The sequence below is a fragment of the Reyranella sp. GW821-FHT14A01 genome, from assembly GCF_058803965.1.
Window position 1 is genome coordinate 21,542 of the sequence record NZ_JBXAPM010000001.1, and the last position, 15,127, is coordinate 36,668.

At 66.4% G+C, this 15,127-nt stretch carries 15 protein-coding genes and 1 riboswitch; of the genes, 8 read left to right on the forward strand and 7 right to left on the reverse strand.

Annotated elements, in window-relative coordinates:
• Positions 1-8 precede the first annotated feature (8 nt).
• From AC1ROX_RS00100 to AC1ROX_RS00120, 5 genes are all read right to left on the reverse strand, one after another.
• Positions 9-794, reverse strand: coding sequence for an ABC transporter ATP-binding protein (locus AC1ROX_RS00100; RefSeq protein WP_493121245.1), 786 nt, complete (start codon positions 792-794; stop codon positions 9-11).
• Positions 791-1,747: a FecCD family ABC transporter permease gene (locus AC1ROX_RS00105; protein ID WP_493121247.1), complete on the reverse strand. Its 957-nt coding sequence runs from the start codon at positions 1,745-1,747 to the stop codon at positions 791-793. The genes AC1ROX_RS00100 and AC1ROX_RS00105 overlap by 4 nt, the downstream gene beginning before the upstream one ends.
• A complete protein-coding gene (locus tag AC1ROX_RS00110) occupies positions 1,744-2,532 on the reverse strand; it encodes an ABC transporter substrate-binding protein (protein WP_493121249.1) in 789 nt (262 codons plus the stop codon). Before AC1ROX_RS00110 ends, AC1ROX_RS00105 begins: the two co-directional genes overlap by 4 nt.
• 176 nt (positions 2,533-2,708) lie before the next feature.
• Entirely contained in the window at positions 2,709-3,491 is a 783-nt protein-coding gene (locus tag AC1ROX_RS00115; RefSeq protein ID WP_493121251.1) for a carbon-nitrogen hydrolase family protein, read from the reverse strand.
• A gap of 71 nt (positions 3,492-3,562) precedes the next feature.
• Positions 3,563-5,398 (reverse strand): TonB-dependent receptor plug domain-containing protein, encoded by a 1,836-nt coding sequence (locus AC1ROX_RS00120; RefSeq protein ID WP_493121253.1) that lies wholly within the window; start codon positions 5,396-5,398, stop codon positions 3,563-3,565.
• A gap of 176 nt (positions 5,399-5,574) precedes the next feature.
• A riboswitch (cobalamin riboswitch) is annotated at positions 5,575-5,776 on the reverse strand.
• A gap of 124 nt (positions 5,777-5,900) precedes the next feature.
• On the opposite strand from AC1ROX_RS00120, the gene mnmG reads away from it, so the two are divergent.
• From mnmG to rutD, 7 genes are all read left to right on the forward strand, one after another.
• A complete protein-coding gene (gene mnmG / locus AC1ROX_RS00125; protein ID WP_493121255.1) occupies positions 5,901-7,760 on the forward strand; it encodes a tRNA uridine-5-carboxymethylaminomethyl(34) synthesis enzyme MnmG in 1,860 nt (619 codons plus the stop codon).
• 1 nt (position 7,761) lies between these two features.
• Positions 7,762-8,403 (forward strand): 16S rRNA (guanine(527)-N(7))-methyltransferase RsmG, encoded by a 642-nt coding sequence (rsmG, locus tag AC1ROX_RS00130; RefSeq protein ID WP_493121257.1) that lies wholly within the window; start codon positions 7,762-7,764, stop codon positions 8,401-8,403.
• On the forward strand, positions 8,321-9,160 hold the full coding sequence (locus tag AC1ROX_RS00135; RefSeq protein WP_493121259.1) for a ParA family protein: 840 nt from the start codon (positions 8,321-8,323) through the stop codon (positions 9,158-9,160). Before rsmG ends, AC1ROX_RS00135 begins: the two co-directional genes overlap by 83 nt.
• The gene (locus AC1ROX_RS00140; protein ID WP_493121261.1) at positions 9,157-10,137 is read left to right on the forward strand and encodes a ParB/RepB/Spo0J family partition protein; all 981 of its coding nucleotides are present in this window, start codon (positions 9,157-9,159) and stop codon (positions 10,135-10,137) included. The genes AC1ROX_RS00135 and AC1ROX_RS00140 overlap by 4 nt, the downstream gene beginning before the upstream one ends.
• A 74-nt stretch (positions 10,138-10,211) precedes the next feature.
• A complete protein-coding gene (gene rutB, locus AC1ROX_RS00145) occupies positions 10,212-10,955 on the forward strand; it encodes a pyrimidine utilization protein B (protein WP_493121263.1) in 744 nt (247 codons plus the stop codon).
• A 5-nt stretch (positions 10,956-10,960) separates the two neighbouring features.
• Entirely contained in the window at positions 10,961-11,350 is a 390-nt protein-coding gene (gene rutC, locus AC1ROX_RS00150; protein WP_493121265.1) for a pyrimidine utilization protein C, read from the forward strand.
• The gene (gene rutD, locus AC1ROX_RS00155; RefSeq protein ID WP_493121267.1) at positions 11,347-12,138 is read left to right on the forward strand and encodes a pyrimidine utilization protein D; all 792 of its coding nucleotides are present in this window, start codon (positions 11,347-11,349) and stop codon (positions 12,136-12,138) included. The genes rutC and rutD overlap by 4 nt, the downstream gene beginning before the upstream one ends.
• On the opposite strand, the gene AC1ROX_RS00160 is transcribed toward rutD, so the two are convergent.
• Positions 12,135-12,605, reverse strand: coding sequence for a hypothetical protein (locus AC1ROX_RS00160; RefSeq protein WP_493121269.1), 471 nt, complete (start codon positions 12,603-12,605; stop codon positions 12,135-12,137). The two genes, rutD and AC1ROX_RS00160, sit on opposite strands and share 4 nt — an antisense overlap.
• 215 nt (positions 12,606-12,820) lie before the next feature.
• Here AC1ROX_RS00160 and AC1ROX_RS00165 point away from each other — a divergent pair, with 215 nt between their 5' ends.
• The gene (locus tag AC1ROX_RS00165) at positions 12,821-13,519 is read left to right on the forward strand and encodes an energy transducer TonB (protein ID WP_493121271.1); all 699 of its coding nucleotides are present in this window, start codon (positions 12,821-12,823) and stop codon (positions 13,517-13,519) included.
• On the opposite strand, the gene AC1ROX_RS00170 is transcribed toward AC1ROX_RS00165, so the two are convergent.
• On the reverse strand, positions 13,520-15,043 hold the full coding sequence (locus AC1ROX_RS00170) for a PepSY-associated TM helix domain-containing protein (protein WP_493121273.1): 1,524 nt from the start codon (positions 15,041-15,043) through the stop codon (positions 13,520-13,522). It abuts the gene before it with no gap.
• Between the last annotated feature and the right edge of the window lie 84 nt (positions 15,044-15,127).

Consider the following 15,127-nt stretch of genomic DNA (forward strand, 5'->3'; position numbering starts at 1 on the left):
CTCCATTGCTACCGCTGTTTCTCCCACGCCACCGGCTGCGGCACGCCGTCGACTGTGATGTGGCGGAAGGTGACGCCGTAGGCGGCGTCGATCACCCCGGCCGCGAGAGCCATTTCAGGCGGACCGTCGGCGGCGACCTTGTGGTTGGAGAGCACCACGATGCGATCGGCGAAGCGGGCGGCCAATCCGAGATCGTGCAGGATCACGATCACGCAGGCGCCGCGGGCGGCTTCGGCGCGCAGGATCGTCATGGTCTCCAGCGCATAGGCTGGGTCGAGGCTGGCGACCGGTTCGTCGGCGAGGAAGATTGGCGCTTCGGTCGCGAGCGCGCGCGCCATCATCATGCGGGCCCGCTCGCCCTGGGACATGGTGTCGATGGGCCGGTCGGCCAGGCGCAGCCCGTCGACCCGCTTGAGCGCGCGCTGCACGGCTTCGGCATCCGAGGTCTTCATCGGCCGGCTGAGATCGGCGCCGTGCGGCAGGCGGCCGAGGGCGACCAAGTCACGCGCGCGCAACGGCCAGTAGGCCGAGGCGGCCTGCGGCAGGTAGGCGATGCTCCAGGCGCGGATGGCGGGGCCGAGCGAGGCGAGCGCCTGGCCGCGCAATTCGACCTGCCCGGCGGTGGGCGTATCGAGGCCCGCGAGATGGCGCAGGAGCGTCGTCTTGCCCGCCCCGTTGGGTCCGACGATGGCGGTGACCTGATGGGCCTCGAAGGCGAGATCGATGCCGTCGAGGATAACGGCATGGTCGCGGCGGCTCACGAGACCGCGGACGGCGATGGCGGTCCTGCTCATGTGGCGAGCCAGGCGGCGTGCGCCTTGCGCACCGCGCGCACTAGGAACGGCGCGCCGACCAGCGAGGTGAAGACGCCGAGCTGCAGTTCGGACGCCGTCGGCAGCAGGCGCACGACGATGTCGGCGCCCAGCACCAGCGCGGCGCCGACCAGCATCGAGGGGAGCAGCGTGCCGCCGGGACGGAAGCCGACGCGTGCGCGAACGAGATGCGGGGCGATCAGGCCGACGAAGCCGATGACACCCGCGACCGACGTGGCCGCGCCCACCATCAGGCCGACGCCGAGGGTAAGACGCAGGCCGAGCGACCTCGTGTCGGCGCCCAGGCTGCGCGCCGTGTCCTCACCCAGCGACAATGCATCGAGCCAGCGGCCGGCGCCCAGGACAATGACCGCGCCCAGGATCATGAAGGGCGCGGCGATGGCGAGGTAGCGCAGGTCTCGGTCGACGATCGAGCCGGCCAGCCAGAGCGAGATCTCCTGGTAGGCGAAGGGGTTGGGCGACAGCGCGAGGACGAGAGAAATCAACGCCGCGGCGATGGCGTTGATCGCCACGCCCATCAGCAGCAGCGACACGGTCCCCGTGCCCGACCGCACCGCGCCCATCAGCAGGGCGACGGCAATCGCGGCCCCGGCAATGCCCGCCAGCGGCAGGGCCAGCGCGAACATGGCTGCGAGCCCGCTGTAGAACGCACAGACGGCGGCAAAGCCGGCGCAGGCCGACACGCCGATCACGCCGGGCTCGGCCAGCGGATTGCGCAGCCAGCCCTGCAGCACCCCGCCGCTGAGGCCCAGCACGCCGCCGATCAGCACGCCCAGGGTGGCGCGCGGCACGCGCAGCTCCCACACGATGGCCCAGCCGACATCGTTGCCCAGCCGCCACGGCCACCAGGCCGGACCGACCGCCAGCGACAGGAGATAGAGCGCCGCGACCAGCAGGAGGAGCCAGCGGTTCATCGCCTTGCCTCTGCGAGGCGTCGCATCACCTCGAAATTGTCCGGCCCGGCGCAGATCGAATATTTGGTCGGCACCGACGCGAGCTTCGCCTTGCCCGCCAGCGCGAGCAGCGCGTGATGGCCGACGAATTCGGTGGCGCGCGCGGGATTGTCGTTGGCGGTGCCGTCGAACACCAGCAGGTCGGGCTCGCCCGCGAGCACGGCTTCGAGCGACAGGCGGCCGAAGGAGCCGATGCCGAGATCGGCGGCGAGGTTGCGATAGCCGGAGAGACGCAGCAGCTCGTCCATCAGGCTGTCCTTCCCCGAGGTGCCGTGATTGGCCTCGAGATAGACCGCGGTGCCCAGCGGCGCGCCCGTCCAGGCGAGCTGGCGGCGCTGCTCGCGCATGCCGGCGACCAGGGTGCGGCCGACTTCCTCGCGACCGAGTGCGGCCGACATCTGTTCGATGACGGTCTCGGCCTGCTCGATCGACGTGGCCCAGGGCAGTTCAAGAACGCGCACCTCGGCGCCGCGCAGCAGGCGCTTGAGGGTGGCATGCGAGCCCTGGCCGAGGATCACGAGATCGGGCCGCAGGGTCAGGATGGATTCGAAGGAGTCGCGCACCGATGGGAGGGCGGCGGCGCGGTCGGCCAGCGCGGAGAGGCGCCGGTCCTGCGACAGGTAGCTCACGCCCACGAGCTGGCCCGGTGCCGCAAGGCGTATCGCCATCTGGTCGAGGCAGAGATTGAGCGTGACCACGCGGTGTGGCGCCTGCGCGGCTGCGGGGACCGTTGAGAGCAGGAGCATGAACCACATGAGAGTGCGTACGAGACTTCTAAACCCCCCGTCGTCTCGACCGGAGCGCGCAGCGCGGAGTGGAGAGACCTTCTCTCGACGATTTGCCGGCATTTTGTTGAGAGAAGGTCTCTCCACTCCGCACCTTCGGTGCTCCGGTCGAGACGACGGGTTCATTTTAACAGGCATCATCTCACGACGCGCCAGTTGGTGAGGCGACGCGTGCCGGCCGTCCACTCGACGAGCGCGATCCCCGGCTCGGGTGACGCATGCGAGAAGGCGATTGCACCGTCGACGGCGGCGACCGACTGGGCCGCGTCGAAGTCGAGGACGTCCTTGCCGGTGCGATTGCAGACAAGGACGGGCCGGCCGGTCGTCGCGGAGGTGCGCTCCCATTCGCCGTTTGGTCCGTGATGGCCCGGCGCCCAGGCGGCCGAGGACAGGAGCAGGTCGACGCCTTGGGCCGCGGTCTCGTCGACCAGGCGGGTCGAATACATGTCGGCGCAGACGAAGAAGCCGACCCGGCCAATGCCGTCGACCGCCAGCACCGTGGGTCGATCGCCGGGCGTCGACCAGGATTCCGAACCCATCCGCAGCGCGTTGATCTTGCGGTGCTGACCGGCGACCGATCCGCCCGGCGCGAACAGGACCATGCTGTTGAACAGCGCGCCCTTCTCCGGCACGGCCTCCGGGGTGCCGAGCACAAGCGATGCCCCGGTCTCCCTTGCGAGCGCGCCGGCCCAGGCGAACAGCGCGGGCTGCCCGCGCTCGATCCAGTCGGTGCCCACGAGGTCGCGAAAGCCGTAGCCGCTCACGGCAAGCTCCGGCGTCACGATCAGCCGCGCACCGTTCGCTGCGGCTTGGCGCACGGCTTGTTCGAGGGCACGCTTGTTGGCCTCGATCTTCCCGGGCCGGGGTGCGAGGTGAAGCAGGGCAATCGTGGCAGTCGAGGCGGCGGTCGCGGAGGTCACGGTAGCGAAAGCTACGCCACCGGCGAAGACTTGCAGCAAGTTTCGCCGGTGGTGCTGATGGGTCGTGCGCCTCAGAAGCGGGCCTTCACGCCGAAGAAGGCCTGGAAGTACGGCGCCTGGAAGCCTTCGGGCTCCTCGTACACGCGGTTCAGGACATTCTCGGCACGGGCGAAGAGCTGGACCGACTTGATCACGTCGTACTGGGCCGTGATGCGGACCAGGGTATAGGGCGACGGGTTCATGATCGCGCCGGTGATGGCGTTGGCGTCGTTGCGGCTGCTGACCTGCAGCACGCCGATGCCGAACAGGGTGTTCTCCCACGGCCGGAACTCGGCGCGGACGTTGAAGACGTCGCCGGGGCGGCGCAGCAGCGGCTGGTTGGCGTCGACGTTGCGCGCGATCAGGTAGGTGTAGTCGAAGTAGAAGTCGAACCACTTCACCGGGCTGATCTGCACCGACATCTCGAAGCCCTCGGTCTGGGCGTTCTGGACGTTCTGCATCAGGGCAAAGGTCGGCGGCGCGCACTGGATGAGGTTCGAGTAGGTGTTGAAGAAGTAGGTGATGCCGGCCTTCACCTTGCGGTCGAACAGGCCCTGCTCCACGCCGACTTCATAGCCGCGGCTGTATTCCGGCTGGAGTTGGGGGTTGCCGCCGCAGAAGGGTCCCGGACCGAACATTTCGATCAGCGCCGGTGCCTTGAAGGCCGTGCCGTACGACGCCTTGATCTTGGTGTCGGTCGGCGCCCACAGGTAGGACGCGCCGGCCCGCCAGGTGCCGACGGTGCCGAACATGTCGTTCATGTCGACACGGCCGCCGACGTTGAGGTTGAAACCCTCGAACGGGTTGAGTCGCAGCTGGCCGTAGATGCCGGTCTGGGACATCGTTCCCCAGCTCTGCGTGAACGGCGTGAACGGACCAATCGTATTCGTGTAGGACCACTGCCGGTCGTAATCGATACCGCCGATGACCTCGACCTGGTCGATGATCTTCACCAGGTTCTTGAAATCGGCCTGCAGGCGGCGGCCGTTGAACCAGCTGTCGGTGTTGAACGGGAACGGGTTCTGCAGGCTGGCATAGTCGAGATCGTGCCGCGTGATGGTGCTGTAGTTCACGCCGATGACGGGCTTCCAGCGCCCGTCGAAATACGAGCCTTCGAGCTCGGCGCGCGTGTAGAACTGCGAGGTGTAGGTGTTGGCGTTGGGATCTTCCTGTCCGACCTGGTCGTAGTTCACCTTGGCGTCGATGTAGCGGCCGTACCAGTTGAACTGGGTGTTCTCGTTGATCTCGTAGCCGAGGCGCGCGGCGAGCGTGATGTTGCGATAGGGATCGATATCGACGAAGCCGCCGTTCGGCGTGAACCGGGCCGGCACCGGCGTATCGTTCGGGCTGAACGTGCTGGCGAAGGTCAGGTTGTAATTGAATTTACCTTCGCTACCGCGGACATAGGCGCCGCTGTTGCTTGTCAGCCGCGTGCCGAGTTCGGTGAAGGCCGCGCCGTTCATCGGACCCTTGCCGGCCTTGGTCACCATGTTGATGACGCCGCCCATCGCCTGGCTGCCGTACATCGTGCTCATCGGGCCGCGCACGACTTCGATGCGGTCGAGGTTCTCGGTGAGGAAGTTGCCGAAGTCGACCGCGCCGTTGCCGCTCGAGGGATCGCTGACGTTGACGCCGTCGATCAGCACCAGAACGTGATTGGAATTGGAGCCGCGCACGAAGACCGAGGTCTGTGTGCCGACGCCGCCGGACTGCTGCACGGAGACGCCGGGGATGGTCCTCAGCACCTCGGCGGCATTGCGAAGCTGCCGGCGCTGCATCTCTTCCTGCATGACGACGGTGTAGCTGGCTGTGACTTTGTTCGGGTCGGTCGGGAAGCGATCGGCCGTCACGACCGTCGTGGGCATCATGGCGTCCGGTTCGGTCTGGGCGTGGGCCGCCAGGGGCGCCAAGGCAGACGATAGCAAGAAAAGGCCAGACAGGATTCTCTGGATCGGCGTCATCGACGGATCTCCCCAAAACAGAACACGCACAAGGCGCGTCACCGCTCGGTTGACCGTCCCGTTGGATTGTCCCGTCCATCGGAAGAGCGACGCTATCGCCGGCAGGTCTTCTGGCTCGCGGGTCGCAGCTCCTGCCCGTCTTCCCAGACTCATTGGTCCAGTGACGCTGGGGCAGTCGCTCGCCGCTTACAGCTGCGGGTACAGCTGCCGATTAGCCCCCGAAGGAGCGACACGGCATTCCCTGTTAGCCTCCGGTTAAGGAGGACCGTCGATGCACACTCGTTAGGCAACGGGGCGCCGTCCGTCAAGAATTTGGCGATCCTGTGGCTGCGATGGGCGGGCCCTGTGGCAGGCGTGCTACAGCGGAGCGGACTCGACCGGCGCAGGCTGGAAGCGTAAATGGCCCGCCATGCGGGCTTCTTCATATGATGTCATCGTGGTCGGTGGCGGCCATGCCGGCTGCGAAGCCGCAGCCGCGTCAGCGCGCCTTGGTGCGCGCACCCTGCTTTTAACCCACCGGGTCGAGACGATTGGCGAGATGTCGTGCAATCCGGCGATCGGCGGGCTCGGCAAGGGCCATCTGGTCCGCGAGATCGACGCGCTGGACGGGATCATGGGCCGGGCGATCGACCGCGGCGGCATCCAGTTCCGGACACTCAACCTCTCCAAGGGCCCGGCGGTACGCGGACCGCGCGCTCAGGCCGACCGGAAGCTTTACCGTCAGGCCATCCAGGCGTTGCTGGCGGAACAGGCGAATCTTGAGATCCGCGCCGACGCGGTTGCAGATATTATTATTGATACAACTGGCACGTGTGCGGGCGTTGTCACCGAGTCGGGCGCCGAGATCGGTGCCGGCCGTGTGATTCTGACCACGGGCACGTTCCTGCGCGGCCTGATTCATATGGGTGAGACAAAGATCCCGGCCGGCCGTGTGCGCGGCGATGGGGTCGAGGAGCCGTCGACGGCTCTTGCGCAAACGTTGAACCGGCTCGGGTTCAAGCTCGGCCGTCTCAAGACCGGGACGCCGGCGCGGCTCGACGGCCGCACGATCGACTATGCCGCGCTTGAGCAGCAGGACGGCGATGATCCGCCCCGCCCGTTCTCGTACCTGACGGACCGTATCACCACGCCGCAGGTCCCTTGTCACATCACGACGACCACAGCGGCGACGCACGAGATCATTCGCGCCAACCTTCACCGGGCGCCGATGTACTCGGGCCAGATCGAGAGTGTCGGGCCGCGCTACTGCCCCTCGATCGAGGACAAGGTCGTCCGGTTCGGCCAGCGCGACCGGCATCAGATCTTTCTGGAGCCCGAGGGGTTGGACGATTTCACCGTCTATCCCAACGGCATCTCGACCTCGCTCCCGAAGGACGTTCAGCTGGCGATGCTTCAGACCATTCCGGGGCTGGAGCGGACCGAGATGCTGCGGCCGGGTTACGCCATCGAGTACGACCATATCGATCCGCGGGAGCTGAACGCGACCCTGGAGACGCGCCGTGTGCCGGGTCTTTATATGGCCGGGCAGATCAACGGCACGACGGGGTACGAGGAAGCGGCCGCACAGGGTCTGATCGCCGGACTGAATGCAGCGCTGGCAAAGCCGTTCGTGGTCGACCGTGCCGATGGATACATCGGTGTCCTGATCGACGACCTCGTCTCCCTTGGGGTGACCGAGCCCTACCGGATGTTCACGTCGCGCGCGGAGTATCGGCTCTGGCTCCGCGCCGACAATGCCGACCAGCGTCTGACGCCGCGGGGCGTGGAGATCGGTTGCGTCGGGGCCGAGCGGATGGCGATGTTTCACGTGAAACATCAGTCGCTGGAAGCGGCTCGGGTTCTGGCCGCTGGTTTGAAGATCAGTCCTTCTGCCTTGGCCAAGCGTGGCATTGCCATCAATCAGGACGGTGTCGCCCGGTCGGCCCTGGATCTCTTGGCCTACCCCGAGATCGATTGGACCCGGCTCACCGGCCTCTGGCCGGAACTCGGAACCGTATCGGCCGAGGTCGCGGAACAGTTGACCATCGATTCCCGGTACGAGGGGTACCTCAGCCGCCAGCGGGGCGACATCGCCGCCTATCGCCGGGACGAGGCTTTGGCCCTACCTGGCGATCTGGACTACGGCGCCATCGGTAGCCTCTCGACGGAGGTCCGGCAGAAACTTGAGGCCAACCGGCCGGCCACCTTAGGTCAGGCCGCGAGAATCTCGGGAGTCACGCCGGCCGCATTGGTGGCCCTCCTGAAACACGTCCGACGTCGGGCGGCCTGATATGGCAGACCTGCTGGACGATGTTTCACGTGAAACACGCCGTCAGTTGGAAATCCTCGTCGAGACCCTGGAGAAATGGCAGAAGGCCATCAATCTGGTGGGAAAGACGACTTTGGACGGGGCGTGGAAGCGGCACATCCTCGATTCGGCCCAAGTGGTTCCCCTTATACCTGCCGAGGCGAAAGCGCTGGCCGATCTGGGAAGTGGCGGCGGATTCCCGGGGCTCGTCATCGCGGCGATGCGGCCAGATCTCGATGTTACCCTGATCGAATCCGATGCCCGGAAAGCGGCCTTCCTGGGGGAAGCCGGCCGCAAGATGGGGCTGGCGAAACAGCCGAAGCTTGTCATCAAGCGGATCGAGATGGCGCCCCCGGCAAATGCCGAGGTCGTCACCGCCCGGGCGCTGGCACCGCTAGCCCAGTTGCTGGAATGGTCCGACCGCCACAGGATGGATACCGCTATTTGTCTTTTCCACAAGGGGAAGGACTGGCAGGCCGAGGTGGACGAGGCCAAGAAGAAGTGGGACTTTTCCCCGGAAGCATTTGCGAGCGTAACCGACCGTGACGCCGTCCTCCTCAGAATCGGCCCCTATTCCGCCGCCGCAGATCTTCGCGATCGCCAACCAGAAGGGCGGCGTCGGTAAGACGACGACGGCGATCAACCTTGCCACGGCCCTGGCGGCCGTCGGCGAGAAGGTCCTTTTGATAGACCTTGATCCCCAAGGGAATGCCTCGACGGGCCTGGGCGTAGGCAGGAATGAGCGCTCACCCGGTTCGTACGAATTCCTGTTGGGCCTCAACCCGATGGATGCGTCGGTGCGTGCCACCCAGATCCCCGGCCTGGACATCATGCCGGCGGCGGGCCAGCTGGCCGGCGCCGAGATCGAGCTGATCGACCTGGAGCGCCGCGAGCATCGGCTGACCGATTCTCTGGCCGCTCCCGGCAATGACGCCCGCCAGCGCTGGACGATCGTCCTGATCGATTGCCCGCCCTCGCTCGGTCTCGTCACCCTGAACGCGCTGGTTGCGGTCGACGCCGTGCTGGTCCCGCTGCAAGCGGAGTTCCTGGCGCTCGAGGGCATTGGCGCGCTGGGCAACACGATCGAGCGGGTCAAGAAGAGACTCAACCCCAAGTTGCGCATCTTCGGAGTGGTCCTGACCATGGTCGACCGCCGCATGACCTTGAGCCAGCAGGTCGTGGCCGACGTGCGTGCGCATTACGGCGAGCTGGTCTTTGGCACAACCATCCCGCGCAACGTCCGCATCGCTGAAGCGCCCTCGCACGGCATGCCCGTGCTGATCTACGACAATGCCTGCGCCGGATCGCAGGCCTACATCCTGCTGGCGAGCGAGTTCATCCGCCGCCGGCGCACCGCCGCAGAACAGGCAGTTGTCCCATGAGCCAAGCACCCAAGCCGCGCGGCCTCGGCCGCGGCCTCTCCGCCCTGCTGGGGGACGACGAAGTCGCCTCGGCCGTGACGTCCGCCGCACCCGCTGCGTCGCCGCTACCGCCGGCGGTTGTACAGGCCGCGCCGACCGAAACTGAAAGCGCGCGTCCCTCGCCCGGCAAGCTGCCGCCGCTCACCCTGCCGATCGGCCAGCTCAGGCCCGGCAAGATGCAGCCGCGCACCAGCTTCGAGGGCATCGAGATGCTGGTCGAGTCGGTCAAGGAATACGGTCTTCTGCAACCCATCCTTGTACGTCCCCTGCGCGATGCCGCCGACAGCTACGAGATCATCGCCGGCGAACGGCGCTGGCGGGCGGCGCAAAAGGCCCAACTTCACGACGTACCCGTCGTCATCCGCACCATCGACGACCAGGATGCCCTGCAGATCGGCCTGGTCGAGAACCTGCAGCGTTCCGACCTCACGCCTATCGACGAGGCGCAGGGCTACCGGCGCCTGATCGACGAATACAGCCACACCCAAGAGGAGATCGCGCGCATGATGGGCCGAAGCCGGCCCCATGTCGCCAATACGATCCGCCTGCTCGACCTGCCGGCGGCGGTCCAGGACATGGTCCGCGAGGGCGAGCTCTCTGCGGGTCAGGCCCGTACACTGATCGGTGTACCTGACCCGCTCGCGATGGCGAAACGCGCCGTGTCCGAGAAGCTGACGGTGCGCGATCTCGAACGCCTCGCCGGCGATACGAAGAAGCCATCCAAGGTAGCTGGTGGCGCCAAGGCGAAGAGCGGGGCCGCGAGCGGCGGCGGACCGAAGAGCGCCGATACGCGGGCGTTGGAGAAGCGCCTCGAGGAGGCGCTCGGACTCAAGGTCGACCTCGCCCTGCGCGGCCTTGGCGAGCAGAGCGTCCTCACGCTCGAGATTCGCGACTTCGACCAGCTCGACACGGTCGTCGACAAGCTCACGCGGCGCTAGCACCCGCCCGATCTGGTCAGGTTCTTGCTGGCCTCTCCCGGAGCGGCCCCACGGCACCGGGAGATTTTGAGAGCATGACAAAGCCCGTCAGTTACTTTTCGCCCGACGATCCCGACGCACGCCTGCTCGAGGCGCGGCCGGAGCCGATGCTGATCAAGCCGTCGGAAACCGCGCTGATCATCGTCGACATGCAGAACGCCTATGCCTCGCCCGGCGGCTATCTCGACCTCGCGGGCTTCGACATTTCGGGCGCTGCGCCCGCCATCGAGAAGATCCGCGAGGCCGCCGCGGCGGCGCGCGCCGCCGGCATTCCCGTGATCTATTTCCAGAACGGCTGGGATCCCGACTATGTCGAAGCGGGCGGGCCGGGCTCGCCCAACTGGCACAAGTCGAATGCGATGAAGACGATGCGCGCCAAGCCGGAGCTGTACGGCAAGCTGCTGGCCAAGGGCGGCTGGGACTACGAGCTGGTCGAGGCGCTGCCGCCGCAAAAGGGCGACATCGTCATCTCCAAGCCGCGCTACAGCGCCTTCTACAACACCAACCTCGACAGTGTGCTGCGCGCCCGCGGCATACGCTCGCTGGTCTTTACCGGCGTCGCCACCAATGTCTGCGTGGAGTCGACTCTGCGCGACGGTTTCTTCCTCGAATATTTCGGCATCGTCCTGCACGACGCGACGCATCATGCCGGGCCCGACTACATCCAGAAGGCGTCGCTGTTCAACATCGAGAGCTTCTTCGGCTGGGTGTCATCGGTCGATGCGTTCCGCACCGCTCTGCAGGCCAATGCGTCTCCTGCTCTCAAGACGGAAGGATAAGACCGATGCCCATGAAGCCCGTGATCCCGCCCGGCACCGGCAAGACCCTGGCACCTTATTCGCCGGGCGTCGTGGCCGACGGCATCGTCTACGTTTCCGGCACGCTGCCGCTCGATGCCGAGACGAACGTCGTGCACGTCGGCGATCCGACGGCGCAGACGCATCATGTGCTGGAGACCATTCAGTCGGTGATCGAAGCCGCCGGCGGGACGATGGCCGACGTCACCTTCAACTCGATCTTCCTCACCGACTGGGCGCACTACGCCGCGATCAACGCGGTCTATGCGCAGTATTTCCCGGGCGACAAGCCGGCGCGCTACTGCATCCAGTGCGGCCTGGTTAAGAAGGACGCGCTGATCGAGATCGCCACCGTCGCGCATATCGGCAAGACGTGACCTTCGACGTTCACGCTTGCGAGCGGCCGGATGCCGAGACCGTATTGCTCTCGTCAGGCCTTGGCGGTGCGGCCGGCTACTGGGCGCCTCAACTCGCGGTCCTTACGACGCGCTATCGCGTCATCACCTACGATCAGCGCGGCACCGGACGCGCCCGCGCGACCCAGCTTCCAGCGGGCTATGCCATCTCCGACATGGCCGACGAGGTCCTAGAGATTCTCGATGCGACATCGACGAAGAGCTGTCACTTCGTCGGCCACGCGCTGGGCGGTCTCGCCGGCATCGACCTCGCTCTGCGCCATCCGGATCGCGTGCGTTCGCTGACTGTCATCAACGGATGGGCGACGGCCGATGCTCATACGCGGCGCTGCTTCGAGATTCGCGTCGCGTTGCTGAAGGGCGCCGGGCCCGAAGCCTATGTCCGCGCCCAGCCGATCTTCCTCTATCCCGCAACCTGGCTGGCGGCGAATGCCGAGCGCATGGTGGCGGAGGACGCCCATGCGCTGTCGGGCTTTCAAGGGAGCAACAACCTGCTGCGCCGCATCGAGGCGCTGTTGCGCTTCGACGCGACGCCGCATCTCGACGCGCTGCGATTGCCCATTCTCCTGTCGGCCGCGCGCGACGATATCCTGGTGCCCTGCAGCCAGTCCGAGGCGTTGGCCGCACGACTGTCCGACGCCACACTCGACGTGGCGCCCTATGGCGGCCACGGACTCAACGTCACCGAGCCCGCCGCCTTCAACGCCCTGTTGCTGGGATTTCTCGATCGACAGTCCGCGTCGACCTAGCTGCCCGATGCGATGGCGCGATTGCCGCCGGTGACGCCGGCGCGGCCCTGATCGGCCGACACCTCGGTCGCCTTGCAGCGCGGATTGAGCGGCAGCCCAGGCCACACATCGACTTCGAGATAGCGCGTCTCGCCCGGCGCCAGGTTGACGACGGCCGCCTGGGCCGGCGTCTGCGTCATCGGTGCGTAGCTGGGTGCGCTGCAGGTGATCACGTGCTGGCCGGGCGCGACCTCCACACGTATCCAGGTCTTGTCCGCCAGCGAGCCGATCGGCTGCTGATTGTCGGCAAGCGAGAAGGCGACCTCGGATCCCAGCAGGGAGCTTCGGTAAAGATAGAGAACGGCTTGACCCGGCGCCGGCGGATCGAAGCGCTTGCCCTCGGCGTCCGCCGCGGGACCGGCCATCGGCACGGAGGCGCATCCGGCGAGCAGGATCGAGGCGGTCAGCAGGTAACCCAGAGCGCGCACTTTTTCCTCCGTCGGATGTTCGGGGTAACAGGAACGCTTCGGGAAACCCGTCGTTGCGCCCGGATCGCTACTCGCACGCTGAGCTCACACTTCAGTTATTGATAATTATTCTCAATTAACCTAGCGTCGCAGACCTGAATGCGGAAGCCGCCGCCCGTTGAACGAGGGCGTGTGCGTTGGCTTTCAACGAAATCCTCCGTTGGTCCGGAAGTTTCGTGCTGGTGCTTTCGGCGCACTCGGCTTTGTTTGCGCTCGCTGTCGAGCCGCCGCCGCCCTCCCCGCCGACCCCGAGCGCCGAGCCGCCGGCTGCCATCCTGCTGGAACTGTCCCCGCTTGCGCCGGTGGCGGAGCCCGATGCCCTTCCCGTTCCCGACCTCAGCGAGATGATCCCCGAGCCGGAGCCACCGCCGCCCGTCGAGCTGCTGCCGCCTGCCCTGGCGTCGGTGACGGTACACCAACCCTCGCCCACGACGTCGACACGCCCTCAAACCCAGAAGAAGCCGCCCGACAAAAAGCCGGAGAAGCCACCACGCGAAGCGAAAGCCGCGCCGTCGCCCTCCTCCGATGAGGTTCCTGCCACCGCCGCGCCCACCTTGGGCATGTCCATGGACCGGCAGTCGGCTGCGCTCCCGACCTGGAAGTCCCAGCTCCTTCGCCATCTCGAAAAGCACAAGCGCTATCCACCGGACGAGCAACGCCATCGGCGAGAGGGCGTCACCTACGTTCTCTTCACGATGACCCGCGATGGAAGGATCCTGAACGCCCGCATCGAGCGCAGCGCCGGCAACGCCGCTCTCGACCGTGAGGGCCTGGAACTGCTGACGCGTGCCGAACCTCTGCCGCCTTTGCCGCAGGATCAGCCCGGCGAGACGCTGAGACTGGTCATACCGGTCCAGTTCTCGATGCGTCGGTGATCAGGTCAGCCTGATCCGCACGCCGCTTCCGCCACCGGATATGACCCGGCGCCGGAGCCGATGAGCGGCAAGCGCCGCCAATCCTGCGCCGAGCAATAACAGCAGATCCATGCCGGCGATGGCGTGCAGATGCGGCTGGGCAAGGCTGCGGCCGAGATGGTGCCCCGTCGTCAACCAGTTGAGCGCGACGGCGGAGACCGCAAACGCGGCGATCGCCCAGCATTGTTCGAGCCAGGCCCTGCCCGGCCGCAGCCAGGCATGGGCGAAGGTCGCGAGCCAGACGAGATAGAAGGTCCAGACCTCGAGGGCGGCACGCTCCTGCCCGAGCCATGTCGCATCGAGCGGCAGCAACCTGTTCGCGATGAAGAAGGCGAGCGTCGCGATGACGATGCCGGTCACCGAGCCAATGGCGAGGCCCTCGACCACGCGCACACCGCGCAGTCCCAACTGAGCGTGCTTCCTGCGTCGCGATTCCAGCCAGAACAGATAGCCCGTCGCGATCAGCAGGCAGCCCGTCAACCCCAGCCCGAAGTAGACCCAGCGCAAGGTCCAGTGGCGGAACTGGATGAAATGCAGGCCGGAGATGAAGCGCTGCGCGGTCAGGACCGGCGCGATCGAGGAGGCATACAGGAGTTCGCCGGTTGCGGAGTCGAAGAACAGGGCGTCGAGGATCATCGTGACCTGGTCGTCGAAAGCCCGGCGTATCTCGACGTAGGAATTGGCATCGCCCGGATGCCAGACCCGCAGGAAATAAGGCCTCCCGCCATCCCATCGGCGCGAGGCCTCCGCCAGCAGGCCATCCAGCGATACCGGCGCGGCAGCGGGTGCATTCGCTTTCGGGCGGCTGAAGTTTCCGAACGCTTCCTGGTTGAAGGCCCGCCGGTCGCCGCCATAGGCGAAATCCGTCGTCGCGGGAAAGTAGATGGAGAAGAAGATGATCAGGCCCGACAGGGTGATCATGAAATGAAAGGGCAGACCCAGGACACCGGCGACATTGTGGAGATCGAGCAGGAGCCGGCGCGGCTTCTTGTTGGCGCGGAACGTGAAGAATTCCGCGAAGATCTTGCGGTGGATCACCACGCCCGACACGCAAAGCGCCATCATGAACATCGCCGCGAGCCCGACGATCCAGTAGCCCAGCGACCAGAGGCTGATGTGGAGACTGTAGTGGAACGGGAAGATGAACCTGGTGCCGGCCAGCGTCCCGTCCTCGGGGAGCAGCGCCATGGTCGCCGGATCGGCGTTGCGCCGCATGAACGGTCCGCGGGCGCTGCGATAGCCGATTCGAATCATCGGCTCCCGCTCGGTCGGGAAGAAGATGAACCACTGAACCGCGCCGCCGACGAGGGGCTGCAGTTCGCGTGCAAGGCCATCGGCTGCGACGGGCCGGGACCCGTCCACGCGCGCCATCGGCTTCATCCAGAGGTCGATCTCGCGATCGAAGACCGACAAGGTGCCCATCCAGAAGATGGCGAACAACAGCCCGCCCAGGATCACGCCTGCCCATGTGTGCAGCCAGTTCATGGACGCTCGAAACGTCGGCTCCATGTCAGCTTACCGCCCAATATGCACACGTCCGCAAAGACCGCTCCCGGCACCGTCCTAGAT